The organism is Methylomicrobium sp. Wu6, from assembly GCF_035916875.1.
Lineage (GTDB): Bacteria > Pseudomonadota > Gammaproteobacteria > Methylococcales > Methylomonadaceae > Methylomicrobium.
Map to the genome: position 1 here is coordinate 1 of NZ_JAXUHN010000080.1, position 22,924 is coordinate 22,924.

The 22,924-nt window shown below is 53.0% G+C and carries 19 protein-coding genes; 11 read left to right on the plus strand and 8 right to left on the minus strand.

Annotated elements, in window-relative coordinates; genetic code table 11:
• On the minus strand, positions 1–208 hold a 208-nt coding region (locus U2W12_RS11385), incomplete at its 3' end, for a cold shock domain-containing protein (protein WP_326500807.1).
• A 172-nt stretch (positions 209–380) separates the two neighbouring features.
• Here U2W12_RS11385 and U2W12_RS11390 point away from each other — a divergent pair.
• From U2W12_RS11390 to U2W12_RS11400, 3 genes are all read left to right on the plus strand, one after another.
• The gene (locus tag U2W12_RS11390; protein ID WP_326500808.1) at positions 381–1,331 is read left to right on the plus strand and encodes an LOG family protein; all 951 of its coding nucleotides are present in this window, start codon (positions 381–383) and stop codon (positions 1,329–1,331) included.
• A 13-nt stretch (positions 1,332–1,344) separates the two neighbouring features.
• Positions 1,345–2,607, plus strand: a complete 1,263-nt coding sequence (locus U2W12_RS11395) for a DUF4010 domain-containing protein (RefSeq protein WP_326500809.1) — start codon at positions 1,345–1,347, stop codon at positions 2,605–2,607.
• A gap of 273 nt (positions 2,608–2,880) precedes the next feature.
• On the plus strand, positions 2,881–4,566 hold the full coding sequence (locus U2W12_RS11400) for a glycosyltransferase family 39 protein (protein WP_326500810.1): 1,686 nt from the start codon (positions 2,881–2,883) through the stop codon (positions 4,564–4,566).
• A 103-nt stretch (positions 4,567–4,669) separates the two neighbouring features.
• Here U2W12_RS11400 and U2W12_RS11405 read toward each other — a convergent pair whose 3' ends face one another.
• From U2W12_RS11405 to U2W12_RS11425, 5 genes are read right to left on the minus strand one after another with little or no spacing between them, the layout of a single operon-like run.
• Positions 4,670–5,668: a cytochrome d ubiquinol oxidase subunit II gene (locus tag U2W12_RS11405; protein ID WP_326500811.1), complete on the minus strand. Its 999-nt coding sequence runs from the start codon at positions 5,666–5,668 to the stop codon at positions 4,670–4,672.
• 2 nt (positions 5,669–5,670) lie between these two features.
• Complete coding sequence (locus U2W12_RS11410; protein ID WP_326500812.1) at positions 5,671–7,068, minus strand: cytochrome ubiquinol oxidase subunit I; 1,398 nt, start codon at positions 7,066–7,068, stop codon at positions 5,671–5,673.
• Positions 7,069–7,115: 47 nt separating this feature from the next.
• Positions 7,116–8,081, minus strand: coding sequence for a phosphate-starvation-inducible PsiE family protein (locus U2W12_RS11415; RefSeq protein ID WP_326500813.1), 966 nt, complete (start codon positions 8,079–8,081; stop codon positions 7,116–7,118).
• Positions 8,082–8,113: 32 nt separating this feature from the next.
• Entirely contained in the window at positions 8,114–9,736 is a 1,623-nt protein-coding gene (locus U2W12_RS11420) for a GTPase domain-containing protein (protein WP_326500814.1), read from the minus strand.
• Entirely contained in the window at positions 9,717–11,456 is a 1,740-nt protein-coding gene (locus U2W12_RS11425) for a GTPase (protein WP_326500815.1), read from the minus strand. Before U2W12_RS11425 ends, U2W12_RS11420 begins: the two co-directional genes overlap by 20 nt.
• Positions 11,457–11,584: 128 nt before the next feature.
• Between U2W12_RS11425 and U2W12_RS11430 the strand changes: the two genes are divergently transcribed.
• The gene (locus U2W12_RS11430) at positions 11,585–12,013 is read left to right on the plus strand and encodes a hypothetical protein (protein ID WP_326500816.1); all 429 of its coding nucleotides are present in this window, start codon (positions 11,585–11,587) and stop codon (positions 12,011–12,013) included.
• 78 nt (positions 12,014–12,091) lie between these two features.
• Here the strand turns inward: U2W12_RS11430 and glgC are convergent, their stop codons facing one another.
• Complete coding sequence (glgC, locus tag U2W12_RS11435; protein ID WP_326500817.1) at positions 12,092–13,309, minus strand: glucose-1-phosphate adenylyltransferase; 1,218 nt, start codon at positions 13,307–13,309, stop codon at positions 12,092–12,094.
• Between the two features lie 751 nt (positions 13,310–14,060).
• Between glgC and U2W12_RS11440 the strand changes: the two genes are divergently transcribed.
• Positions 14,061–14,507: a CBS domain-containing protein gene (locus tag U2W12_RS11440; protein ID WP_326500818.1), complete on the plus strand. Its 447-nt coding sequence runs from the start codon at positions 14,061–14,063 to the stop codon at positions 14,505–14,507.
• A 16-nt stretch (positions 14,508–14,523) separates the two neighbouring features.
• Here the strand turns inward: U2W12_RS11440 and U2W12_RS11445 are convergent, their stop codons facing one another.
• A complete protein-coding gene (locus tag U2W12_RS11445; protein WP_326500819.1) occupies positions 14,524–16,254 on the minus strand; it encodes a hypothetical protein in 1,731 nt (576 codons plus the stop codon).
• Positions 16,255–16,606: 352 nt separating this feature from the next.
• Between U2W12_RS11445 and U2W12_RS11450 the strand changes: the two genes are divergently transcribed.
• The 6 genes from U2W12_RS11450 (at position 16,607) to U2W12_RS11475 (ending at position 22,809) form a co-directional block, all read left to right on the plus strand.
• Entirely contained in the window at positions 16,607–18,211 is a 1,605-nt protein-coding gene (locus U2W12_RS11450; protein WP_326500820.1) for a hypothetical protein, read from the plus strand.
• Between the two features lie 149 nt (positions 18,212–18,360).
• A complete protein-coding gene (locus tag U2W12_RS11455; protein WP_326500897.1) occupies positions 18,361–18,927 on the plus strand; it encodes a 2OG-Fe(II) oxygenase family protein in 567 nt (188 codons plus the stop codon).
• A 386-nt stretch (positions 18,928–19,313) separates the two neighbouring features.
• Positions 19,314–20,096 carry a GNAT family N-acetyltransferase gene (locus U2W12_RS11460; protein WP_326500821.1) on the plus strand — a complete coding sequence of 261 codons (783 nt, stop codon included), beginning with the start codon at positions 19,314–19,316 and terminating at the stop codon, positions 20,094–20,096.
• The gene (locus tag U2W12_RS11465) at positions 20,068–20,871 is read left to right on the plus strand and encodes a lysophospholipid acyltransferase family protein (RefSeq protein ID WP_326500822.1); all 804 of its coding nucleotides are present in this window, start codon (positions 20,068–20,070) and stop codon (positions 20,869–20,871) included. The genes U2W12_RS11460 and U2W12_RS11465 overlap by 29 nt, the downstream gene beginning before the upstream one ends.
• A gap of 131 nt (positions 20,872–21,002) precedes the next feature.
• Positions 21,003–22,019, plus strand: a complete 1,017-nt coding sequence (locus U2W12_RS11470; protein ID WP_326500823.1) for a M14 family zinc carboxypeptidase — start codon at positions 21,003–21,005, stop codon at positions 22,017–22,019.
• Positions 22,012–22,809, plus strand: coding sequence for an alpha/beta hydrolase (locus U2W12_RS11475; RefSeq protein WP_326500824.1), 798 nt, complete (start codon positions 22,012–22,014; stop codon positions 22,807–22,809). Before U2W12_RS11470 ends, U2W12_RS11475 begins: the two co-directional genes overlap by 8 nt.
• Positions 22,810–22,924: the final 115 nt, after the last annotated feature.

The window sequence follows — 22,924 nt, forward strand, 5'->3', positions numbered from 1 at the left end:
AATGAAATACGAGTGGCTGCCATTCCAATCGTTTACGCCTACCGAACTTGAGGAGGCTATCGATGAAATCGGCGCTGGTTTTGGCTCTCAATACCAATTTACTTTCTGCTAAGCACTTATGAATGAAAATGTCTTGTTCTGCGGCGCCCGTTTTAATAAAGCCATACCCCTTGTCCTGCTTCCAGGATTTGATGATGCCTTGGTACATTTGCAAAGAATGTCCCCCGAATTTCTAGCAATTTGTCTGGCCAGCTATAGTTTCGAATGAGAGTCCGCGCAATACGATCAAATATCGGCGCCTCCTTTCGGCCTCTTTGTTTTTTCCACTTCCGTTAAACCTTAAATAAACAGTTTTCTTAGATCCCATTTAATAAAAAAGCATGAACGAACACGACGCTCATCCAAGGCCTTGTCAAAAACCGATTGCCGGAGAAAGATCGGAACCCTTACCCTTGCAAATCCCCAAAGCCGCCGAGGAAGATCCCGAAGCGCCGCAGCGCTTGAAAAAAATACTTTCCAGCGCCAGCTATCGGCAGGCCGATCAGGATGTCGATTTTCTGAATCAGGACGAACTGCGCGCGTTCCGTTTGCAAGTCGATTTTTTCAAAGCCGAACAGACGCTCCAGGAAAACCAGATCAGAAATACGATCGTGGTGTTCGGCGGCACGCGCATCAAGGAACCCGGCGAGGCCAAGCGGAAGGTCGATGGCCTAAAGGCTGCGCTCGAAAGCAAGCCTGGCGATCCTGTCTTGCTCAGAAAACTCGGAACCGCAGAACGAATTTATGCAAAAAGCCACTACTACAATATTGCCCACGAATTCGGCCGCCTGGTCGGCGATTCGCGGCGGCAGGCGCCCGAGCGCGCCTGCGTGATCATGACCGGCGGCGGCCCCGGTCTGATGGAAGCGGCCAACCGCGGCGCCTACGATAGTGGCGCGCTGACTGTCGGCCTGAACATCAATCTGCCTTACGAACAGTTTCCGAATCCGTATATCACCCCCGAACTGTGTTTCCGCTTCCATTATTTCGCGATTCGAAAGCTGCATTTCTTGCTCCGGGCCAAAGCGCTTGTCGTGTTTCCAGGCGGCTATGGCACGTTTGACGAACTGTTTGAAACCTTGACCCTGATGCAAACCCGCAAGATAAAGCAGGCACCGGTCGTACTGGTAGGTGAATGCTTCTGGAAGGACGCCTTCAATGTCGATTTTTTGATCGACGAAGGTGTGATCGACCCTGAAGACCGCGATTTGTTTTGGTATGCGGAGACCGCCGAGGAAATATGGCAAAGCATATTGGACTGGTACAACATCAGCGGCGCCCCGCTGATTTAAAGAGGATCGATTTATGGAATTCACCGCTACCATCCCGCCCTTGCTGCTCCAGTTTGCGATCACGGTTACCTTTGCGTTCGGGGTCGGACTGGAATTCCGACGCTACCATCAAATCAATCAATACCAACTGCATTTCGGCAGCACCCGGACCGCTGTGCTGATCGCGATTATGGGCTTCATGCTGTATTCGCTCGATCCGAGCAGACTACTGTTCGCCGCCGGATTTTTCTTGCTGGGTGTTTTACTGCTGGTCTATTATTGGCAGCTTGCCGCGAAAGGCATTTACTCGATATTCAGTCCGATGCTGGCCTTGCTGATCTATCTGATCGGCCCGGTCGCCATTGCGTTTCCGAACTGGTTTCTGGTCCTGTTTGTCGTAGTCCTGATCCTGATACTCGGCGAAAAGCCGTTGATCCACCGATTCTCGGATCAACTCGCAAATGACGAAGTCGTCACGCTGGCCAAGTTTTTGATCATTTCCGGCGTGGTTTTACCGTTGTTGCCGGCCCAGCCGATCGCGTCCGAATTACCGGTCACTTACTATCAAGTTTGGGTGGCGGTAATCATCGTCTCCGGCTTTTCGTATTTGAGTTATCTGCTGAACAACTATTACTTCAAGAACCGCGGCCTGATGGTGACCGCGGTGTTGGCCGGACTTTATTCGAGCACGGCAGCCACCGTCGTGATCGGGCGGCGCGCCCGCGATCTGTCCGGGGCGGAGAGCCTTGTGTCGGCCGCCCTGATCACCGCGACCACCATGATGTATCTGCGCTTGCTTGCGCTGATCTTTCTGTTCAATCGACATGCAGCCGTGGAATTATTGACGCCGTTCGCGTTGATCATCGCGCTATCGACGATTGCAGTCGCTGTTTTGAGCCGCTATCAGAAGCCGGCATTGCCCTTTGCGAATGCGGTCGACGTCCAACATCCTCTCGAATTATCGACAGCGGCTATCTTCGCGATCCTGTTCGTGATTTTTACCTTCGTCACGCATTATGTGACCAGCCGATTCGGCAGCGACGGACTGAGTGTGCTAGCGATTGCGGTCGGCATGACCGATATCGACCCCTTCATTCTGGCATTGCTTAGCGGCAAATTTTTGGCTTCCAAATCGGCGATCATCGCGGCCATCGTCATGGCTAGCGGCAGCAACAATTTGTTGAAGGCCGCCTATGCCGTGTTCTTCGCACGCAACGTTTCCGTGCGCTTCGGGGCGCTCTGGCTGACGGCGTTATTTGTTATGTCGGCGGTTTACGCGAAGACACTGACGGCATGATCTCTTGCCTCCAAAGGGTTTGCCGGTAATCGCAGGCGCTCAAGAATAATCCGATGACCTTTCCCTTACTGCCCCCCCCCCCGAAATCGCATGATCGAAATGGTGGATTTCACCCGCACACGGTGGTTTTACCCCCTCCCCTCCGGTTATTTTCCCTACCATGCCGTATAAATTATTTATTAATCAATCAGATAAAAAATTGGCTTGGCAAAATAAGATTTGGCATAGCTCTTGAACTAAATTAATGCCCTCTAATTTGCCAGACTACTTGCAATGGAACATCCCCAACTCGATTCTTCCGATCTCGACCGTATGGCTCACAACCGACTTCCTGCTCATAACGTTGCTGCTCAGATCAAGAGCAGAGCCTTCATGCAGCAGAGCCATGCCGGCATCTTTACGGTCTGGCTGTTGTTGACTCTGGTCAATCTCTATTTTCACCAACTGATTCCTCTCGATGAAACCCGGTATGCCTCGGTCGCCTGGGACATGTGGGTTCGACATGACTGGCTCGTACCCCATCTGAACGGCATTCCCTATCATCACAAGCCGCCGCTGTTGTTCTGGATTGACAATCTGGGCTGGGCATTGTTCGGCGTGAATGAACTCTGGCTGATGATGGTATCGCCGCTCTGTGCGCTGTTTAGTTTGTATGCGCTTAGCTCTTTGGCCGGCCGGTTGTGGCCTGGCGATATCGACGCGATGCGCAAGGCGCCCTGGCTGTTGCTCGGCACCCTGATCTGGGGCGCTTATTTGAACAGCTCGATGTTCGACATGCTGCTCGGGCTGTGCGTGCTGGTGGCGATGATAGGTCTGGTCGAAGCCGCCAAGCGCCTGGTCTGGAAGCACTGGGCGTTGTATGGGCTAGGCTGCGGTTTCGGCTTGTTGGCGAAAGGCCCCGTGGTCTTCATGCATATCCTCGCGCCTTTTTTATTGGGCCTATTCTGGAGCGAGACGGCCAAACGCGAACCCGCGAAATGGTATCTGCAAGGCGCTATTGCGCTAGCCGTCGGTATTTCGATCGGCCTAGCCTGGGCCGTGCCTGCCGTGTTGAATGCGGGCAATGCTTTCGGCGGCACCCTGCTCTGGCATCAGACAGCCGACCGGGTCGTCAACAGCTTTGCGCACCGCCGGCCGTTATGGTGGTATCTGGAATTGGCCCCGCTCATTTTATTTCCGTGGTTTTTTTGGCCGCGGTTTTGGCAGGTCATCTGCCGTAAGGAACTCTTCGCTGATCCGGCCATACGTTTCTGCGCCATTTGGTTTATTGCAGGAATCGTCGGTTTTTCCGCGATCAGCGGCAAGCAAGTGCATTATTTGCTGCCGTTAATGCCAGCCTTGGCGCTGTTGATGAGCCGGGCGCTGACCGCACGAGCACCGGCCGACCTGCGCATTGGCGATTTTCTGCCGTTCGTGGTCATTTGTTTGTTCGGTCTCAGCCTTCTGCTGTTGCCGATGATACCGAATCTCAAACTCTATCAATGGCTGCAAAACCGGCAAATCTGGTGGCCGCTGGCGATCATCGCGACCGGCGTCGCGGGCATCGCACTGAAAACCAAAACCCGCCGCTTGACGCCGTATTCCCTGTCGGCATCCGTAATCATTCTGTTGATGACCAGCATAGCCGGTTTTTTCAGCTCGACCGGCAACGCCTTTCATTTAAACGATGCGGCAACACATTTGCAAAAATATCTGAAGGCTGGTGAACCTATCGCCTGGGCCGGCAAATATGAGGGCCAGTTTTTATTCTTGCTGCGCCTCAAAGAGCCGATGCCGGTGATCCAATACAGCGATATTCCGCAATGGCTCGACGAACACCTCAAGGGCCACGTGATTTCTATCGATGCCTCACCGAATCCTCCGATCAAAGGCCTTGCATTGAAAACCGATTATGTACAGCACTACCGCGAGGATTGGTTGATCGTTCGATCGAAACCGCGCTTTGAAAATCTTCCCTAATACGTTTCATTTCAGCATTAGCGTTCGGTTTGTGGCAACCTTCGCTAATCGAAACTTTCGCCAAGCTCAAGACGATCGGTTTCGTATCATCGATGAGGCCGGATCAATGTTCCGATTTTAGGTGGCCTCGAAATACATAATACTGATAAGCGTTATAACCCAATATAAAAGGCAACAGTCCGCCCACTGCATAGAGCATAAATTCCAGCGTTTTGGTCGACGACGCAGCGCTATGCAGTGTCATGGAACCCGGAACCAGGAACGGATAATGGCTTAACACCAAGCCTATTATCGCCAATATCAATGCAGTTAAAGACCAGAAAAACGGGCTGCCGTTACGCCGTTGATAAAGACTTCGCATTAACATCAGCAACGGAATGGCAAGGCAGCTAGCCAGTATTGCGAATACAGACGATTCAGCACCCCAACGCTCTCCTACAGAAGGCATTACCCGGGTGCTGCACCATATAAAAATCGGTAACAGTAAAACCAGCGATAGCACAGCCCGCCAAGCCCAACGATGAGCGGAATCAAGCAGGCCCCCATCGGACTTGCGCAGTAAATAACAGGCTCCAAGCAGGACATACAGATTAATTACCAAGACGGTCGCCAACACCGAAAACGGACTGAACCAATCGAAAAACTCCACTGGCTTGCCGGCCCTGTCAAGGACCCTGCCGCCAAGCAAACCGCCCAACGCGAATCCCTGCGCCAGCGCCGCCAGCAAGCTGCCGATACCGAAAGCCAACAGCCATCCGGCCGGGCGACGCGCATACAGACGAAATTCAAAAGCGACGCCACGAAAAATCAGCGCGAACAGCATCAGCAATACCGGCGCATACAACGCTTCGAGAACCGCTGCATAAGCGAGCGGAAAAGCGCCGAACAGAGTGCCTCCCAGCAGCACCAGCCAGGTTTCATTGGCGTCCCAGACTCCGCTCAGGCCCTCCATCATGACAGCCTTACGGGACGAGTCCCGCTCCATCAATGATAAAATTCCGATGCCAAGATCAAAACCGTCCAGCGCCACATAGGCAGTCAACATCAAGGTGAATATCGACGCCCAGGCATTGATCAAAAATTCAGAGACTTGATGTTCCATGTTTATGCCTTTTCTTGCTCGGGATGGGCTGAAAGCATGAATACCGGCAACGGTTGATCGACATTCGGTCCGGCCATGATGATACGCCGGGCGAACACTAAAAATGACGCCAACAAAAACGTATAAACCACGGCGAACAAACCCAGACTGGTCGCGACCGCGCTTGCGGGAAGAGTCGATGCGGCCTGTTCGGTGCGCAACAAACCATAAACCGCCCAAGGCTGACGCCCGACCTCGCGCACTATCCAGCCGCATTCGGTAGCGACATAGCCCAAAGGTATGGCGGCAACCCAAGTCTTCAATAACCATGCAGGCAAATCCAGTGTCATCGGCAGCTGACGTTGCCGCCACCAATAATACGCGCTGCCCAGCGTCAGTGCCGCCATTGCCAATCCCGCGATAAACATCATCCGGAAACTGTAGAAGATCAGCGCGATCGCCGGCGGCTGATCGGTAGGGACGGACTCCTTCAAGCCCTTGACTTGCCCGTCCAGCGAATGAGCAACAATCAGACTCAGGGCATTCGGGATCGAGATCGCCCAATCATTGTCCTGTTCTTGTTTGTCAGGCCAGGCAAGGATATGCCATTCGGCGCCCTGCCCCGCAGGATTGGTGTCCCAATGCGCCTCAATCGCAGCCCCCTTCGCCGGTTGCAACTCAAAAATGTATAAGCCGGTCACATCGCCGACCAGAATCTGCAACGGCGCCGCCGCCAACAAGCCGGCCAAAGCCAGCTTCAAGGATTTGAGGAACAAGCTTTGATGGCGATGCTTCAGGATGTACCATGCGGACACACCGCCCACCACGAGCAGGCTGGTCTCGATGCAGGCCAGCCACATATGGGCATAACCCCAGTAATGATACGGATTCGTCAAGGCTTCGGCATAACTGTCGACCACATAGCGCCCGGCCTCGATATGGCCGCCGGTGGGCGCTTGCATCCATCCGTTGGCGATCATGATCCAGAATGCGGATAGCGACGATCCCAGCGCCACCATTATGGTCGCGAACAAATGCATGCCTGCCGGCACCCTGTTCCAGCCGAACATCATGATGCCCAGAAATCCCGCTTCCAGCATCAATGCCATCGCGCCATCGTAGCCGAGAATGTTGCCGAAAAATTCGCCGGTCATGCGGGAGAACGGCGCCCAGTTGGTGCCAAATTCAAATTCCATCGGTATGCCACTGACCACGCCGACGGCAAAGTTGAGCAGAAACAGCTTGCTCCAAAAGCGTGCGTGAACAAAATAATCCCGGTCTTTTGTCTTCAGCCAAAGAATTTCAACGACGACAAGAAAGATCGATAATCCGACCGTCAGCAGCGGCCAGAGGATGTGAAAAATTGCGGTCAGGGCGAATTGCAGGCGTGATAACAACAGTGTATCTTGCAGAAACTCCATAACCTTTCCTTCAATCGAAGTCTGTAGGAACGACCAAACTCGGCCGGTTAATCCGAGTGCACTTTAAACTCGCGCTCCAGCAGCCAATAACAGCCGCCCAAAGCGATTACCAGCAAGCCGGTGCCGATCACATGCATTGCCGAGACGTCATGAAAGTCAAAGACGATGATTTTTCGCGCCACCGCCATCAGCGCCGTCGCAACGACCATTTTGACCGGAATCACATCGTTCCGAATATACAAGGTGATATTGATAAAAATTTCGACCGCGATCAGAACGATCATGAATGAACCGAATACATGCAGAATTTCGGATTTGCCGAGAGTGTTAATCGGATGAATCAAGATTTCCTGGTAAATGACGACCATCACGTCGAAGACGCACCAGAGCACGGTCAGCATCATCAATAAAGCCAGCGTCTTGACGCCGAAACGAATCATCGCATGCAGGAAATAGATGAATTTGTCCTCCTGATCCAGGGACAATTCATCGTGGATATTTTTCTTTTTACTTTCGCTCAGGAAATGGTGGGTCAACTTGTTGATCAAATCGGATTTATCCGCGCTCAAACTACCGCTCAGGTCGGTCTCAAAAAACTTATTCAATCCCGGCACGAGACGCAGGTCATCCTTATCCACCCTTTTGAACCCCATCGACCACTCGGCGTATTCGCGCGCCGTGATTTTTTTTCTTTCAATGATGCGAAATTCTTTATGCCGGGGGTCCTTTTTGATGTCCGTTACCAATTCATCAATGACCTTCTCCTCACCTTCCAAGACCTGTATGAACGCTTCGCCGGTGTACAGGAGCATTCCGGAGACACCGAGGCAAGCATTATTGTGGCGAGAGTTATTGAGGATGTCCATGAGGTCGTCGTTGCTCATGGAGCGGGTAGGAGTGCTAATATAGGTTAGCTGAATCACGTTGAATGCCTCTGTTGTTATAATTATACGAGCGCTATTCGAGAGTACGCGGCAAACGCAATTACAATGTGATGCGACTGGCGAAGGCACACTTTAACATGCGCCCTATAATAGTCAAATGGTTATTCAATCAGCATACGCGACAATGGGCTGCTGCTTTCGATCGCGATTTTCTCACTGTTTTCTAGGGCGGCGCATTGACTCAGTAGATCTCCGACCTGCCTTTGCTGCTCAGCGTGTAAACCTTTAGCTTGGTCGATCGCCGCCATTACTTCGCCGTCGATCATTGCAAACGCCAGCGTCAGACCTTTTTGCAAGCCGCGCTGCGCGCTGGCTTTCAAAGACGGTTTCAATTTTTTCGCGATGAACCAGGGCGTCAGCCAGCTGATCGCGACCATCAGACTGCTGTGAATCAGAAAATCGGCGCCCAGATAAGCCGAATGGGTCTGATTACTTTGCTGAAAACCGGTGAACACCTGATAACCGACCCAACTGAGCGCGGCCAGGGGCAGTAGGATTTCGGCGATGCGCGCCGCGCTTAACAAGGTTCGCTGGAGTGCATTGCCGGGATTTGCGAGAGCCTGTCTGACCGCCAGTTCGCTCTGGGTTTCGATGATTTTCGGCGCCTTGTCGCGCAACGGAGCCAATTGCTGCTTCAGTGGGAGCGCGGGAATGCCGCGCTGCTCGGCCTGCAGTACGAATTCATCGAGCGCATCGTCGAAGCGGGTTTTGGCCCAGGGGTCCCATATTATCGCGTCGGCCTTGGCCGACGGGTATTTGCCGGCCGCAAGATTCGTCAACAGGCCGACCGCATGTTCCGCATAGTAATTGGCCAGTTGCTTCACCGGCCAAGTAAAGCCTTCCTGTAACAAGTGCACGGTACGCTGCCATTGCTGTTGCCAAAGCGGGGCCACCGTCATGAGCGCCGCCTCCTTCGCCAAGGCCTGCCGGTAATGCTCGAGCGTCTGCCGCAGTACATCGAGACGAGCCTGCAAACCGCGTTGTTCGAGTTGCCGCACGGTATGGTCGTTCGCCAGGGCGGTCAGCGTCTCTGCCAGTTCCGCGAACTCATCCGGCTGTCTCTCTTCGGCGCAGATGGTTTTGAAAATGATCGGCTCGACAAAACCGGCCTTGCCGAGCTGGCGTTTAAAATCCTCGAATTGTTCTACCTGGCCTCGATCCCACTGATTCAATACGAACAGCCAGGCATGCCGCGCGCCTTCGGCCAAGAGCAGCCGCCAGGCTTTCTCGTCGCGATAGCGCTCGGGACTGACCACATAAATCAGCACATCGATATGCGGCAGCCATTCCAGCACCAGATGCCGGTTGTTTTGATCGATGCTGTCAAAATCGGGCATGTCGATCCAGACGATGTGCCGCTTCGCTTCGTCATCATGTTGTGCAATCTTGACGCTGGCAATCGGCAGATTTTCAGGCAGATGCTGAAGCGCGACCGAGCGATGATGAAACAAAGTCACTTCGCGAGAGGTCGGCCTTTCGATGCCGGTCCGCGCAACAGCCTTGCCTGCCAGCCGGTTCAACAACGAGCTTTTGCCGACGCCGGTTCCGCCCATGAATGCGGCCAACAGCGGCCGGCCCTGCACTTCCGTAAACAATGCATTCGGGGTGCCAGCCTGCAGCGTTTTTTCCTGTTCCAGCATCTCCGGGTCTATCCATCCCGCGGCCGCCGCCTGCCGAACCCACAGCCGAGTGTTTTCGACCAAATTAGAGTAATCGTAAGCCATGGCGTTTTTCCTTCAGGTGGTTTTCCGCTTCCTGTAATTGCTCGGGCGTAATATTAAAATGCGAAAGCCCCGACAATTGTTTCGGCAAAGGCAACAATTTGTCGCGCAGCGCCTCGATGAACAGCGCCTGTTTAACCTGGTTCAACTGATTCTTTTTCAAATCGGCCTCGACGCTACGCATGTAACTGCCGATCGCGCTCTCCGCCAACAGCGAGGTCACCGTCAACAGCGACGGCGCGATCACCAGATCGTGCACACCGATGCCGCCAGTATGCAAGGCCAACGCAATCACCGCCGCATCGGTCGTCACCCGCGTCGCGCGCAGACTGTTCAGCAATAACGGCTGTTCCTGCAGTTTGCGGTACAATCGGTGCGCGGCGCTTTCGACGTCCTGTTGAAAGGTCAGGTGATAATGCCTGACCGCGCCATCGAAATCGGTCAGCATTTCCGGACGCCTGCTGCGCAACACCGCGCTCATATCCCGCCACCACAAGCGTTGTTGATGCTCCTCGGCCTTGTCGCGCAATTTATCGGCCATTTGCAGCAAGGCATGTTCGGCAATCTGATTCAGCAGCGCGACTTCATGGCTGGTTTCGGTCAACGAGGCTTTCTTGCGGCCCAGCTTCATCAATTGCCTGACCGGCCACGTCAAAGCCCGGCGCGTACCGGCCAGCACGCTGGCTAAACCGGGAATTTCAAGCAGGGTCAATAGCTCGGCCATGGCAATTTGAAAGGTTTCGTAATGATGCGGATGATTCAAAAAATCACGCTGATAATTGTCCAGCGCCTGTTTGATCATTTGCTCGATCAGCTGATGCCAGTCATTAAGCGCCTGATGTTCGTGATTAATCGGCTCCAGCCATTGCGGCCAATAATAGTGCAGCAGTTCCTGCTCGTAACGCGCATGCTTCTTATAGGAGACCTGTTTGGCCAGCCGCGGCAGCAAGGCCTGCTGGGCCTCGGGCCAGACCGGCAAGCCGGATTGTTTCTGATAATACAGCGGCACGACGTCCGGAAACGGATCTTTCCGGGCCAGTTGCCATTTTTCTTGTAACGAATGCACGATCAGGGCTTCGGAACCTTCGTTGAGTTTATTCAGACAGATCACAGTCGGCTGACGCAAGGCTTCGAGCGTCGCCATCATATCCCAGACCGACTGATCCGCGTATTTTTCCTTGCTGACCACCAGCACGACGACATCGGCTAGCGCGATGGTCCGGATCACGCCTTCGCGATAAGTCGCCGAGTCGATCGAATCGAAATCGGGCGTGTCCCACAGCACGCATTCGGGCAACAAGGAAGAATGCGAAGCCGAGTCCGACAACGAAAAACAATCGTGCCGCTCTTTGGTCAATTGCATCGGCGACAATTGCTGAAAACGCCCGAAATAACGTTGCAGGCCGCTGCAATCCTCGCGTCTGACCCGATGGCAAAAACCTTGCGGATGCACCGTATAACCCGCCAGCGGACTGACCCCGGCCGCGCCGGACTGCAGCAGCACGTTCACCAATGTACTTTTGCCTGCCTGCGTCGGCCCGACGACCGCGATTTGCAATGGCGGCAGCGGCGTCGAATCGATCAGTGCGCCCTTGCGTAAAAACGCTTCCGCCATCAGCAACTGATCGATGCGTTGCTGATAAACCGTCTTGACGGATTCGAGACGGGCCTGCTGTAAAATCGTCTGATAACGCTGCTTCAGTAATTGGATAAATTCCAGCATAAGACTTTGCTTGGGTTATAATGACCGATCATTTTACCGAGTTTTTTGAAGATCAGGCGTTATAAATTAACAACAAAAAGCAAACAAAAACCACTTAACTCCGATCCGTAACACACAGAGGCAGCCTAATGAAAAAAATTTCTGTATTCCTTATTTTCGTGCTGAGTTGTACGCTTTTATCTGCCTGCGGAAGAGGCGAAAAAGTCAACGGTCACAATATCCGCACCGCCTATAAATCGGTCAAAATGCTGAAGGAACGGTTGCCGGCCGAAAAGCGCATCGAATTCGAAGTGTCGTTTTGGACCATCCGCGATGCGCAAAAAAGCGATGCCGGATTTTTGGAAGCTGTTGACGGTAAAACCCCGCTCGAAATCATCGATATAGGCAGAGACATCTACCAACAGCGTAAGAATGCCGGTTTCAAAGGCTATGAGCAATATTCGAGTTGGGAAGACATGATTACCAAATTCGGCCAGGAAAGGTCAGAACAAGGCGCCATCAAAAAAGAAGATGCGAAAGATAAAGCGAACGACGTGCTTTATAACTTGCAACGTTAACCGGAAAGTCATAAATCTACTCGGATGGGCTAATGCTTGGCGGCCCATCCCAGCTGACACGGCCAAGGCTCATCCGGGCTAAAAACAATAACCTTTCGGTACCACCGTCACGCCGCTTTCCGAAACGGTAAAATGCGCCGAATCGACTGCGGGATTGCCGCCGATTTTCTCACCGGGCGGCACCCGCACATCCTTGTCGATAATGCAGCGCTTTAACAGCGCGCCAGCACCTACCTGAACGCCGTCAAACAGAATGGAATCCTCGACCAGAGCATTGTCATCGACGCGGACTTGCGGAGACAGGATTGAATGCCTGACCGTGCCGCCGCTGATCACTGCGCCGCCGCAAATTAGCGAGTTGTCGAAATGGCCCGCCCGCCCGGAGGCACCGGGCGCCATCCGAGCCGGCGGATATTGACCGGGATAAGTCCGGATCGACCAGTCCGGCTGATACAGATTGATCGGCGGCACGGGCAATAACAAATCCATGTTCGCCATGTAGTAGGAATCAACCGTGCCGACATCGCGCCAATAGCGGTCCGGCGTCACGCGCCCGCCTTCGCCGCCGAAACGGTAGGCGAATACCCGTTGCTTATCGATCAGCCGTGGAATTATGTCCTTGCCGAAATCATGGCTCGACTCGGTCAGTTCGTGGTCGAATTTCAGTTCCCGGCAGAGTAAATCAATAGTGAACACATAGACGCCCATCGAAGCGAGCGCATGTTGTGGGTCGTCCGGCAACGACCGGGGATGCGCGGGCTTTTCGTGAAACTCGCGCACTCGTTGCGCTGGGTCGACCGACATCACGCCAAAACTGCTCGCATCGGCAAGCGGCACCTGCATACAGGCAATCGTCAACTCCGCGCCCTGGTCGCGGTGAAAATGCAGAAGAGCCGCGTAATCCATCCGGTAAATATGATCGCCGGACAGAATAAGCACATGCGTGGCGTTGCTGCGTTCGAGCAGATACAAATTTTGCAGGATCGCATCGGCGGTGCCCGAATACCAGGAACCGCCAGTACGCATCTGCGGCGGCACCGGAGTAATGTATTCGGAAACTTCCGGATTAAAAATCGACCAGCCGTCGCGCAAATGTTTTTGCAGGGAATGCGATTTGTATTGCGTCAGCACCAGAATGCGCCGCAGACCGGAATGCAGGCAGTTTGATAGAGTGAAATCGATAATGCGGTATTTGCCGCCGAAGGGGACCGCGGGTTTGGCCCGTTCGGCCGTCAACGGATGCAATCTAGCGCCGGCGCCTCCGGCTAGTATAATGGACAGAGTTTTGTCGAGCATGTAGGATCCTCGCAGCCAAACCTGTCCGCGGGAATCGAACAGCTTAAGGATTAGAAAAGCGAGACAAACTGTATAGGGATACAGCGGCGAATGGACAAATCCTCCCTCCTTCCAATCTTAAGCATGGCAAGGAGGGTTGAAATGATGAATCATAGAAAACCGCATTTTCGATAAATAAAATGTCACCGATGCCCGTCGCGCTGCCGTTGGGGACGATACCGAGCCGTTGACGCGCTTTTTTGACGAGTCGCCAGTTCACGCCGATGTACTTCGATCAGCATCAATAACAGGCAGGAAAATACAAAAGCCGCCATAATAGTCTCCTTAATACATTGAAAAGGAAAACGCCAAGAAAGTTTGCTTGGCAAAAATTATAGGCATTTATCATGCCATTTATTCTATTTGCTGTGGTTATTTACAACAAATAGCAAAAACTTCAAATCAATTTTAAGCAGTCGGCCCCCTTAGCACTAAAGCAGTGCTTTCCGTTCATAACTTGAGCTATCTTAGTGCACACCTTTGCCGGCCCCCGGCTTAATATGCCACACCTAAAAATACCTGCTCTGAAATTTCCTACCTTATAAGTCACCTACTTCTTTAAAATAGTTCATTTTCAGAGACTGCCATTGACAAACAACTTGCGAACTGATGATTAATTTTTCATCTGCCTCAATTGTTAATTTGGTCGAAATTTGAATTAAATCCGCGAAACATAATCCCACAGAGACATTTTCCTTAAAAAGGACGTATCATGACTCTTAAAACCGTATGCAATCGTGAAGTGTTGGTTGCCGCCAAAGACGACAGCATTCTCGAAGCCGCCAAACTGATGCGTGAATATCACGCTGGCGATGTGGTCATCGTTGAAGAACGCAAGGGATCAAGATACCCGATCGGTATCGTAACGGATAGGGATATTGTGATCGAATTGATCGCGAAGGAGACTGCAATCGGTTCGGTCACGGTAGGCGATCTGATGTGCCGCGACCTGGTGCTCGCTCAAGAAGACGACAGCATATTCGATGCGATCAAACTCATGCGTCTAAAAGGTATACGGAGACTGCCGGTAGTCGATAAAACCGGCGCGCTGGCCGGAATCATCACCGTGGATGATCTGATCGAACTGATCGCGGAACAATTGCACGAAATCGCCGGATTGATCGGCAGGGAGCAAACGCTGGAAAAGGAAAACAGGTAAACTATCACGAGCCTCGCTATGGCGTTACCTCGATTTTATAACCTTCCAGAATAGCTTGATTGGTGGTTGGCAAGGTTGACGCCGCATAAAGCATATCATTGTGAACCACCGGCGCCGACAACGGGCGGCCGGTGCCCTTCATCAACGTCTTAACCAGCAGCTTGCCGTCCTTGACGCGAATACCGTAAATCGTTCCCTGCATGCCGATATCGATGATCCAAACCACATCATCTCCGGTTTTAGCGAACTTCGACAACACCGGCAACGAGGGATGCGAACGAAAGACCTGTTTCGCTTCCGCGCTCGCGGGATCGGGATATTGCCAGAGCCGCTTGAATTTCGGAGCCCCGTTTGCAGACACGATCTTCAATGCGACCAACCCGGCCGGATGCGTATGATCCGGGACAAAGGTCGGAATCATCACGACCGGAGCATCATCAACATAACTCAACACCGGCTGCGTCACGATCATGCCTGCCCATGACATCTTGCAGGGATCTTGGGCCGCGCCGCAGACCTGGGCAATTTGCAGTCGGTCAAATTGGGTACCGAGATGATCCGTATCCAATAAGGATACGCCTCCGTCCTTGCCCGCCTGGATCAGCACTGAACGTCCGTCACGTAAAGTCGCCTTGACCGGCGCATTCGCTCCGAGATCGTAATCCATCCAGGCTAGGCATTCCGCATAGCTTTTATTCTCGCAATCCCCGCTCGCGGGTTTCAAAGGCGCATTTTGGTCAGCCAGACGCGGAATGAACAAATTCTTGCAGGACGCCATGCAAGCCTTGTCAGGATCGGCTGGATCGAAATTCGAACATAGCTGCGCATCGCAGCCTGGATCGAATTCGAGTCCGGGTTTCAGGCGCATCAGGGTATTCGCATAATCGCGCCGTGACAAATCAACCTGACCATTACCGGTCGGCACGAAGATTTCATAACTGTCGCCCGCTGGGTAAATTTGCGGTCCGGGCGGCGTCCAAATACCGCCGCCGCAAATCATTTCCTGAGTGCCGGATTCAATCGTCACGGGGCATTCGGCTTCCGCCGTCGTCAATAATGTCGCAGTAACCGCCTGATTCGCCCCTTGTTGGCGCCAGGCATCCAGGTCGATTTCAAACAGCCAGCCATGAAAAGGCTGGGTATCGCCGGCATTGCCGAAAGACGCATAAATGATGCCGAGCCCGCCGTCTTTTTTAGCGGCATGCTTCAATGCCGCGTGCGAATATGCGGTCGGAGGATTGAATTTGACGATAGCCAGGCCGTCGGCTGAAGGTTTCTCGGCATAAAGCTCTAACACCGGAAAAGCTTCATCCAGCTTTTTGTTCGCCATGTCGATCACCGCGATGCGATGGCTCATGCGCACGCCATGATCGAGGCATTGATAAATGATAATCAGCTTATCGCCGACAATCACCGGCGTCGACACCAGTTCAGTCTGTTGGCCTCCAGGCGCCGGCGCCGCAATCTTCCAATCCGGCGCACCGGTTTCGGCATCCAGCATTGCGATGACACCATTGGAAGCCGGAACGACAATCAACGGCCTGCCTTGCGATTGATCAAGCAGTGGTGAAGCAATGATTGCTTGGTCGAAAGTGACCGGCGGGAGATTTGCGGTTGGAAATGAAGTTGTCAGGAAAATATGCTGGGGTCCGCCGCCCATTGCAAATACCGGCACTTGATCATTCGATAAGGACAAACCTGCCGCCAAAATAAAAGCGGCTTGCAAACATACCAGCGCAAATTTCATGAAGTCATTTAATTATTACGATTTTAGCCCGGATTTTAATAATCGACTGTTACGAAATGATGAAGGATACGGAATGATTGCGTTATGGACATTACTCTTTGGTAGTCGAGTTCTCTCGGCCTGAATCAAAATCTTAACCTCACCCGCTACACCAGACGTCTAAATGGCCTTGACAATTCAGGAGATCTAACCATGAGCGCAAATGACTCATAAATTCCTTTCATTTTTCGTCAGAATGTAACGTTGCCAGTTTAGTTTATGCATCGTCGCAGCAAGCTCGCTGCCGCTCGAAAGACAATTCCCAACATTGTTTTTCGACAATTCACAATGCTGATGTTTTAGGAGTACTTAGATGAAAATGAAAACACTTCCTGCCATGATCAACGTCGCTCTGGTCGCAATGGCTGTTCCTGCGATGGCTGATCAAGGTATTAGCTCAAGCGCAGCCCCTTATTTGCAAGCGGTTGCCCCAGACGTTAATTTTACCTCCGTTCTGACTGCGGGCGATGCTGTAGGCACCTACCACATGGTAGGCCTGCCCGATGGTCTGGGTGCCTATGGAAACGATGATGGCACGTTTACCGTATTGATGAATCACGAATTGGGCAACGCTCTGGGTGTAGCTCGTGCCCATGGAGGTAAAGGGGCTTTCGTATCCGAGTGGGTTATCGACAAGAATACGCTGCAGGTCATTTCTGGCGGCGACCTGATCAAGAATGTTCACGGGATTGATGGTGCTTTGCTTAGCAACGTCAGTTTTAGCCGTTTTTGCTCCGCCGACCTAGCTCTTCGTAGCGCGTTCTACAATAAGAAAAGCAAGCTGGGCAGCAAGGCGCGTATATTCCTGAATGGTGAAGAAGGCGGCTCTACCGGCTATGCCTTGGCTCACGTCGCCAGCGGGCGCGACAAAGGCGAAACCTACATCCTCGGCAAATTCAACCTGGCCACCAACGGCTCCGGTATCACTGCCGTGGGCGGCTGGGAAAACCTGCTGGCCAATCCCAATTCCGGCGACAAAACCGTGGTGATCGGCACCAACGACGGCGGTACCGGCATCATGACTAACACGGTTGCTGTCTACGTGGGCAACAAAACCGATACCGGCAGCGAAGTCGACAAGGCCGGCCTGACCAATGGCGTTGTGAAGTTCATCAAGGTTGAGGGCGCCAATGATGCAAATGGTGCAACCGCAGACGAGTTTCTCAACACAACTACCCGTACCACCCGCATTGTAAGCGGCACCAGCTTTACGCTGAGTGACGCCGTCACCGATCCTAATGTCACCACTTTCTCTCGTCCGGAAGACGGTGCCTGGGCCGACGCCAAGACTTTCTACTTCGTGACCACCGACCGGCTTGATCAGACGGATTTGGCAGGAAAAACCCAACAGGGCGGCACGCGTTTGTGGAAGCTTAACTTTAACGACGATTACACCGGCGGCACCATAGACGTGGTTGTCGATACCGCAAACTGGGATGTCGTTACGCGCGGACCAAAGCCCAACATGTTCGACAACATCAGCGTGAATACCGATGGCACCCTGACGCTACAGGAAGATGTGGGCAATGCCGAGCACAATGGCAAAGTGTGGCAGTACGCGCCTATCAACGGCAACCTGACGCTGCTTTCCAAATTCGATCCTCTTTTATTCGGCGATATCGATAGCACCACAGGCCTGTTTACTGCCGGTTCGCATACCAAGGACGAAGAAACTTCCGGCGTGATCGATGTGACTCGCATCCTGGACCGTGAAGACGACAAACGCTACAGCTTGCTGGTCGCGCAGGATCATGCCTCTGCATCTTACCTGCAGGGCATCGGTGCGATCAATGCCGGCGCCAATCCAGTCGAACTCGTTGAAGGTGGTCAGTTACTGCTGATGTCCCGTCCGGAAGTTGAACTCAAGGATGAGAACGAAGACGAAAACGAAAACGAACACAATCACGCACACAACTAAGCGGGTCCTATGATGCCGATTTATTGATACAACAAATCGGCAAATAGATCGTTGACGCGCGGCGGTATCCACTGCCGCGCGTTTTTTATTGGAGAAAGTATGGGAAGTTTGAAGTTGAAAGGTGTTCAGCCCTTATTTTATTCGCCGAGCTGGAGGATGCGGAGGCGCTAAATGCTCAATTGTTGGCCGAAGCGTTAGCGCGTCGTGCTGCTTCACCGGGGCTGGATCGCAGTAACTGGCAGGGCTGGCATTCGGAAGACGATTTTTTCGGGCGCACGGAGCCGGGCTGCCGGGTTCTGCAGGACCATATTGTTCAAGCGGTACAGATTTGTACCATGAATATTTCTCCGAGTTTCGATTTCACTCATTACCAGATTCAGGCGGAGGGCTGGATCAATGTGCTGCCTCGCGGTGGCCTGAACACCCCCCACGATCACCCCGCGTGGGTGTGGTCGGGCTGTTACTATGTCAGCGTTCCGGTGGGCGACAAGGAGTTGAGCGGCAATATTGAGTTTTTTGATACCCGCACCAATGTCCGCACATTAACGGTGGACGGCGCAGCCTGTTTCGCCAGCAAGTTCGTCATGAAACCGCGAGCCGGAATGTTGTTGATGTTCCCGTCCTATTTACGGCACTGGGTTTACCCCAACGACAGCGATGAAGATCGCGTGACGATAGCCTTTAATCTGCGCTTTGCCAGAAATGCCCAAAGCTAGGAAATGACTTCCCGATTTTGCGTAAGGAGCTTTAGCCTCAGACGAACGCCTCCGGTCAGATTACTCTCGCATAGCTCTGTCTTTCAGTGATTCGATTTTTCGGTTATCCGGTTGGCTGATCATGGTCGGTTTGAGCCAATCAATTTTAATGCGCCCTTTCTTTTCAACAGAACAAAAGCGAGGAACCCTCTCCTAAGTGATAATCTTGCCGCTTAAGATGACAGACTGATGATGCATTAATTCCGGGATATAGCCTTAATTCAACGGACCCAGCCCCTCTGTCATCAAAACTTCATTGTTTTGTCATTGCGCGTTAACGGTCCTGACACAGTACTGACATGATATTTCCTTACTTTATCGGTATCTTTTTAACCCTCGAGAAACCGATGAAAAACCCCAACCTGGAGACATCCACCAAACGCTTCAGCAGCTTTATCGCAGACTCGGACGCGATGATCAAAACCGCGCAAGAGCTCCGCTACCGGGTCTTCGGCCGGGAAATGGGAGCCAGGCTCAAGTCCGCATCAGAAGAGCTGGATTACGACGAAATTGATACCTATTGCGATCACTTGATCGTTTATGACAATCAGAGAAATAAAATCGCCGGCTATACCCGTCTATTAAATCAAGAGCAGGCACAATTGCTCGGCCGCTTTTATTCTGCGGATGAATTCGACCTGACCCAAATTCTGGCCCTCCCCGGCCGTTTTCTCGAAATCGGCCGCACCTGCGTCGATCCGGACTACCGCGGCGGCGCGGTATTGACAACCCTGTGGTCGGCTCTCGCACAATACGCGATAGAAGGCGGTTATCACTATCTGCTGGGCTGTGCCAGCATCACCCCGGGTCCAAGCGGTTATGCGGTCGATGCGGTATTTCGCCATATCGATCAGAAAAATCTCGCGCCGATGGGATTGAAAACCACACCGACCATTCCGGTGCCAGAGCATTTGCGCTGCCGGCGCGACGAATCGGGCATTCCGCCGCTGTTGAAGGCTTATCTGCGTTTCGGCGCACTGGTGTGCGGCGAACCGTTTTGGGACGAAGACTTCAACTGCATGGATTTATTGATGTTGCTGCCGCTCGAACAATTGGAACAACGCTACAGCAAACACTACCTGAGAGACAGTCAAACCGCCAATGAAAGCGAAATTTCGGCTGTACTCTAAAGCGCTTCGGCTGGCTCTACTGTTCTTGTTAGGATTTCTTATCGCCGGAGGGCTTTTTCCGGCCATCGAACTGCTATTGCCTCCTGTCCGGGCCAAACACTTTAGGGACTCGATCAAAATACGCTGGCTGAATGTTTTTAGCAGAATCCTGAAGCTTGAAGTCGAGAAAAAAGGCAATGTCGCCTCACGCCCGGCTTTCATCGTGAGCAACCACATTTCCTGGCTGGACATCATCGTCCTGGGCCAGTTCGTACCCGGTTGTTTTGCAGCGAAGAGCGACATTGCCGGCTGGCCGGTGATCGGTTATTTGTCGCGGCAGGCCGGCACCGTTTTTATTCGCCGGGGCGATAAAAGACAGATTGTTCAAACCACCGAAACGATGGCTTGGCAATTGCGACAGAACGGCAATATCCTGGTGTTTCCGGAAGGAACGACCACTGCCGGCGATCAGGTTATGGATTTTCATGCATCGCTCTTTCAACCCGCGCTGCTGACCAAAGCCGCAATTCAACCGGCGGCAATTCGTTATCTGGGAGCAGCGAAGGAAACCGCGCCGTTCATCGGCGATGACGAATTCGTCGCGCATTTGTTAAAGATGCTGGCGATGGAACGGATCGAAGTCAACGTCGACTTTCTGCCGCCAATTGACAGCGAAGGAAAAACCCGCAACTGGGTCAGCAGCGAAGCCAGAGGTCTGATCGAGACGACCCTGGCGTCTGATGATTTTGCGGACAAATTGCCTTACCTACGCCAGAAAATCACACAGGCAAAATAACGGCGCGGCCTGCTGTCAACTCGGCAAAGGATTGAGTACAATGAAATGGTTGCCAGTTGGATGAGTAGCGCGCCAGCAAACCCCCTCTGCCCTACTGTGCTCAATTCATCCCGGGAATAACAATAATCATCATGGCGGATATTCACTTAGCGGAACTCGACCAGCTCGAGCGCATCATCGAGCAATTCGGCGGCCGGGCGCACTGCGAAATCATCGACCACATTCCCTATAAGAAACACCAATTTCCGATTCATTGCATCACGCTCGGTTCAAATCAGCCGGAGGCGCCGGCCTTGGCTTTTTTCGGCGGCGTGCACGGCCTCGAAAAAATCGGCTCGGAAGTGATTTTGTCCTTTATGCAAACGATCAGCCGACTGCTCGATTGGGACGAAGAATTTGCCGGCAGACTGCAAAAGTCGCGGCTAATCTTCGTGCCGCTGGTCAATCCGGTCGGCGTCTATGTCGGCACGCGTGCGAACGGCAACGGCGTCGACCTAATGCGCAATGCGCCGATCGAAGCCGAAGGCGCCACCAAGCTTTATTGCGGACAACGCATCAGCCACCGCCTGCCCTGGTACCGCGGCATTGAAGGAAAAATGGAGAAAGAGGCACAAGCGCTGTGCCGCGTGGTCGAAAAACATCTTTTTAACGCTACATTGTCGATTGCCGTCGATCTTCATTCCGGATTCGGCCTTCGCGACCGACTATGGTTTCCCTATGCCTCGCGCAAGACGCCCTTCAGCCACCTGGCCGAAACGCTGGCGCTAAAAGAAAATTTCGACCGCTGCTATCCCTATCATATCTACAAGATCGAACCGACCTGCACCGAATATCTGATCAACGGCGACTTATGGGATTATCTGTTCGACCAATTTGCCGAGCAGGCGCCCGATGACCGCCTGTTCCTGCCGCTGACACTCGAAATGGGTTCCTGGCTCTGGCTGCGCAAGAGTCCATTGCATCTTTTTTCACGCCACGGCTTGTTCCATCCGATCCTGCCTCACCGACAACAACGCATCTACCGGCGGCACTTTTTGCTGTTCGACTTTTTGCACCGCAGCCTGCTTTACCCGAAAACCTGGATACAACTGAACGAACAGCAAAAGCACCTGAATACTCAAAAAGCGTTGGAGATGTGGTATGCCTGAACAACTTTCGGAACATTTTATTTTGCTGCGCGGACTGACTCGGGAATCCGCACACTGGGGAGATTTCGTGCCACGACTTAAAGCCGCGTTTCCGCATGCAAAACTGACCCTGCTCGATTTACCCGGCGCGGGGCCTTATTTTCGGGAGATCTCGCCGAACACGGTCAACGGCATCCTAGAGAAAGTCCGCACGCAAGCGCTCGAACAAAGCGCGCTCGGCAAACCCGCAACGCTGATTGCCATCTCCTTGGGCGGCATGGTCGGTTGGGAATGGCTGCTCAGCTATCCCGAAGAAATCGGCCGCGCGGTGTTGATCAATATCAGCCTAGGCGGACTAAGCCCTTTTTATCACCGCTTACGCTGGCAATGCTACAGCAAACTTTTCGCCGCAGCCGGAAATCGGAATATCGAAGCGCGGGAGGCAGGGCTGCTCAAATTGCTCAGCAACCGCGAAGAACACTATCAGAAAACCGCCGCAGACTGGATACGCATTCAAAAAGCGCGCCCCGTCAGCGGTAAAAATGCTTACCGCCAACTTTATGCAGCAGCCACCTATTATCCGGGCAACAGTAAACCCACGCCGCCGATCCTGCTGTTAAACAGCCTCGGCGACAAACTCGTCGCGCCGTGCTGCTCCGAAACGATCGCGCAAAAATGGCAGATCGAACTCCATACCCATTCCTGGGGCGGGCATGATTTGACCCTGGATGACAGCGAATGGGTCGTGACAGAAATCGGCGGCTGGGGCTCGACAACCCCGAGACCGCCTGATTTTGGCGCAACGGAATGATAATCTGCAATGCGCGCGCGGCCTCCTGTAATCCCGCCGCGGCATGATCATCAGCTTAGCTTGGAAAGTTTTTCGAATTCTTCCTTTTGCAGAAAAACCACACCGGCACTGACGA

Bases quoted from the DNA above. Each gene is read 5' to 3' on its own strand.
- U2W12_RS11405 (WP_326500811.1), bottom strand. From the start codon at position 5,668: ATGGAACATCAAGTCTCTGAATTTTTGATCAATGCCTGGGCGTCGATA.
- U2W12_RS11475 (WP_326500824.1), top strand. From the start codon at position 22,012: ATGCCTGAACAACTTTCGGAACATTTTATTTTGCTGCGCGGACTGACT.
- glgC (WP_326500817.1), bottom strand. From the start codon at position 13,309: ATGCTCGACAAAACTCTGTCCATTATACTAGCCGGAGGCGCCGGCGCT.
- U2W12_RS11445 (WP_326500819.1), bottom strand. From the start codon at position 16,254: ATGAAATTTGCGCTGGTATGTTTGCAAGCCGCTTTTATTTTGGCGGCA.
- U2W12_RS11395 (WP_326500809.1), top strand. From the start codon at position 1,345: ATGGAATTCACCGCTACCATCCCGCCCTTGCTGCTCCAGTTTGCGATC.
- U2W12_RS11440 (WP_326500818.1), top strand. From the start codon at position 14,061: ATGACTCTTAAAACCGTATGCAATCGTGAAGTGTTGGTTGCCGCCAAA.
- U2W12_RS11425 (WP_326500815.1), bottom strand. From the start codon at position 11,456: ATGCTGGAATTTATCCAATTACTGAAGCAGCGTTATCAGACGATTTTA.
- U2W12_RS11470 (WP_326500823.1), top strand. From the start codon at position 21,003: ATGGCGGATATTCACTTAGCGGAACTCGACCAGCTCGAGCGCATCATC.
- U2W12_RS11410 (WP_326500812.1), bottom strand. From the start codon at position 7,068: ATGGAGTTTCTGCAAGATACACTGTTGTTATCACGCCTGCAATTCGCC.
- U2W12_RS11450 (WP_326500820.1), top strand. From the start codon at position 16,607: ATGAAAATGAAAACACTTCCTGCCATGATCAACGTCGCTCTGGTCGCA.
- U2W12_RS11460 (WP_326500821.1), top strand. From the start codon at position 19,314: ATGAAAAACCCCAACCTGGAGACATCCACCAAACGCTTCAGCAGCTTT.
- U2W12_RS11420 (WP_326500814.1), bottom strand. From the start codon at position 9,736: ATGGCTTACGATTACTCTAATTTGGTCGAAAACACTCGGCTGTGGGTT.
- U2W12_RS11465 (WP_326500822.1), top strand. From the start codon at position 20,068: ATGAAAGCGAAATTTCGGCTGTACTCTAAAGCGCTTCGGCTGGCTCTA.
- U2W12_RS11390 (WP_326500808.1), top strand. From the start codon at position 381: ATGAACGAACACGACGCTCATCCAAGGCCTTGTCAAAAACCGATTGCC.
- U2W12_RS11400 (WP_326500810.1), top strand. From the start codon at position 2,881: ATGGAACATCCCCAACTCGATTCTTCCGATCTCGACCGTATGGCTCAC.
- U2W12_RS11430 (WP_326500816.1), top strand. From the start codon at position 11,585: ATGAAAAAAATTTCTGTATTCCTTATTTTCGTGCTGAGTTGTACGCTT.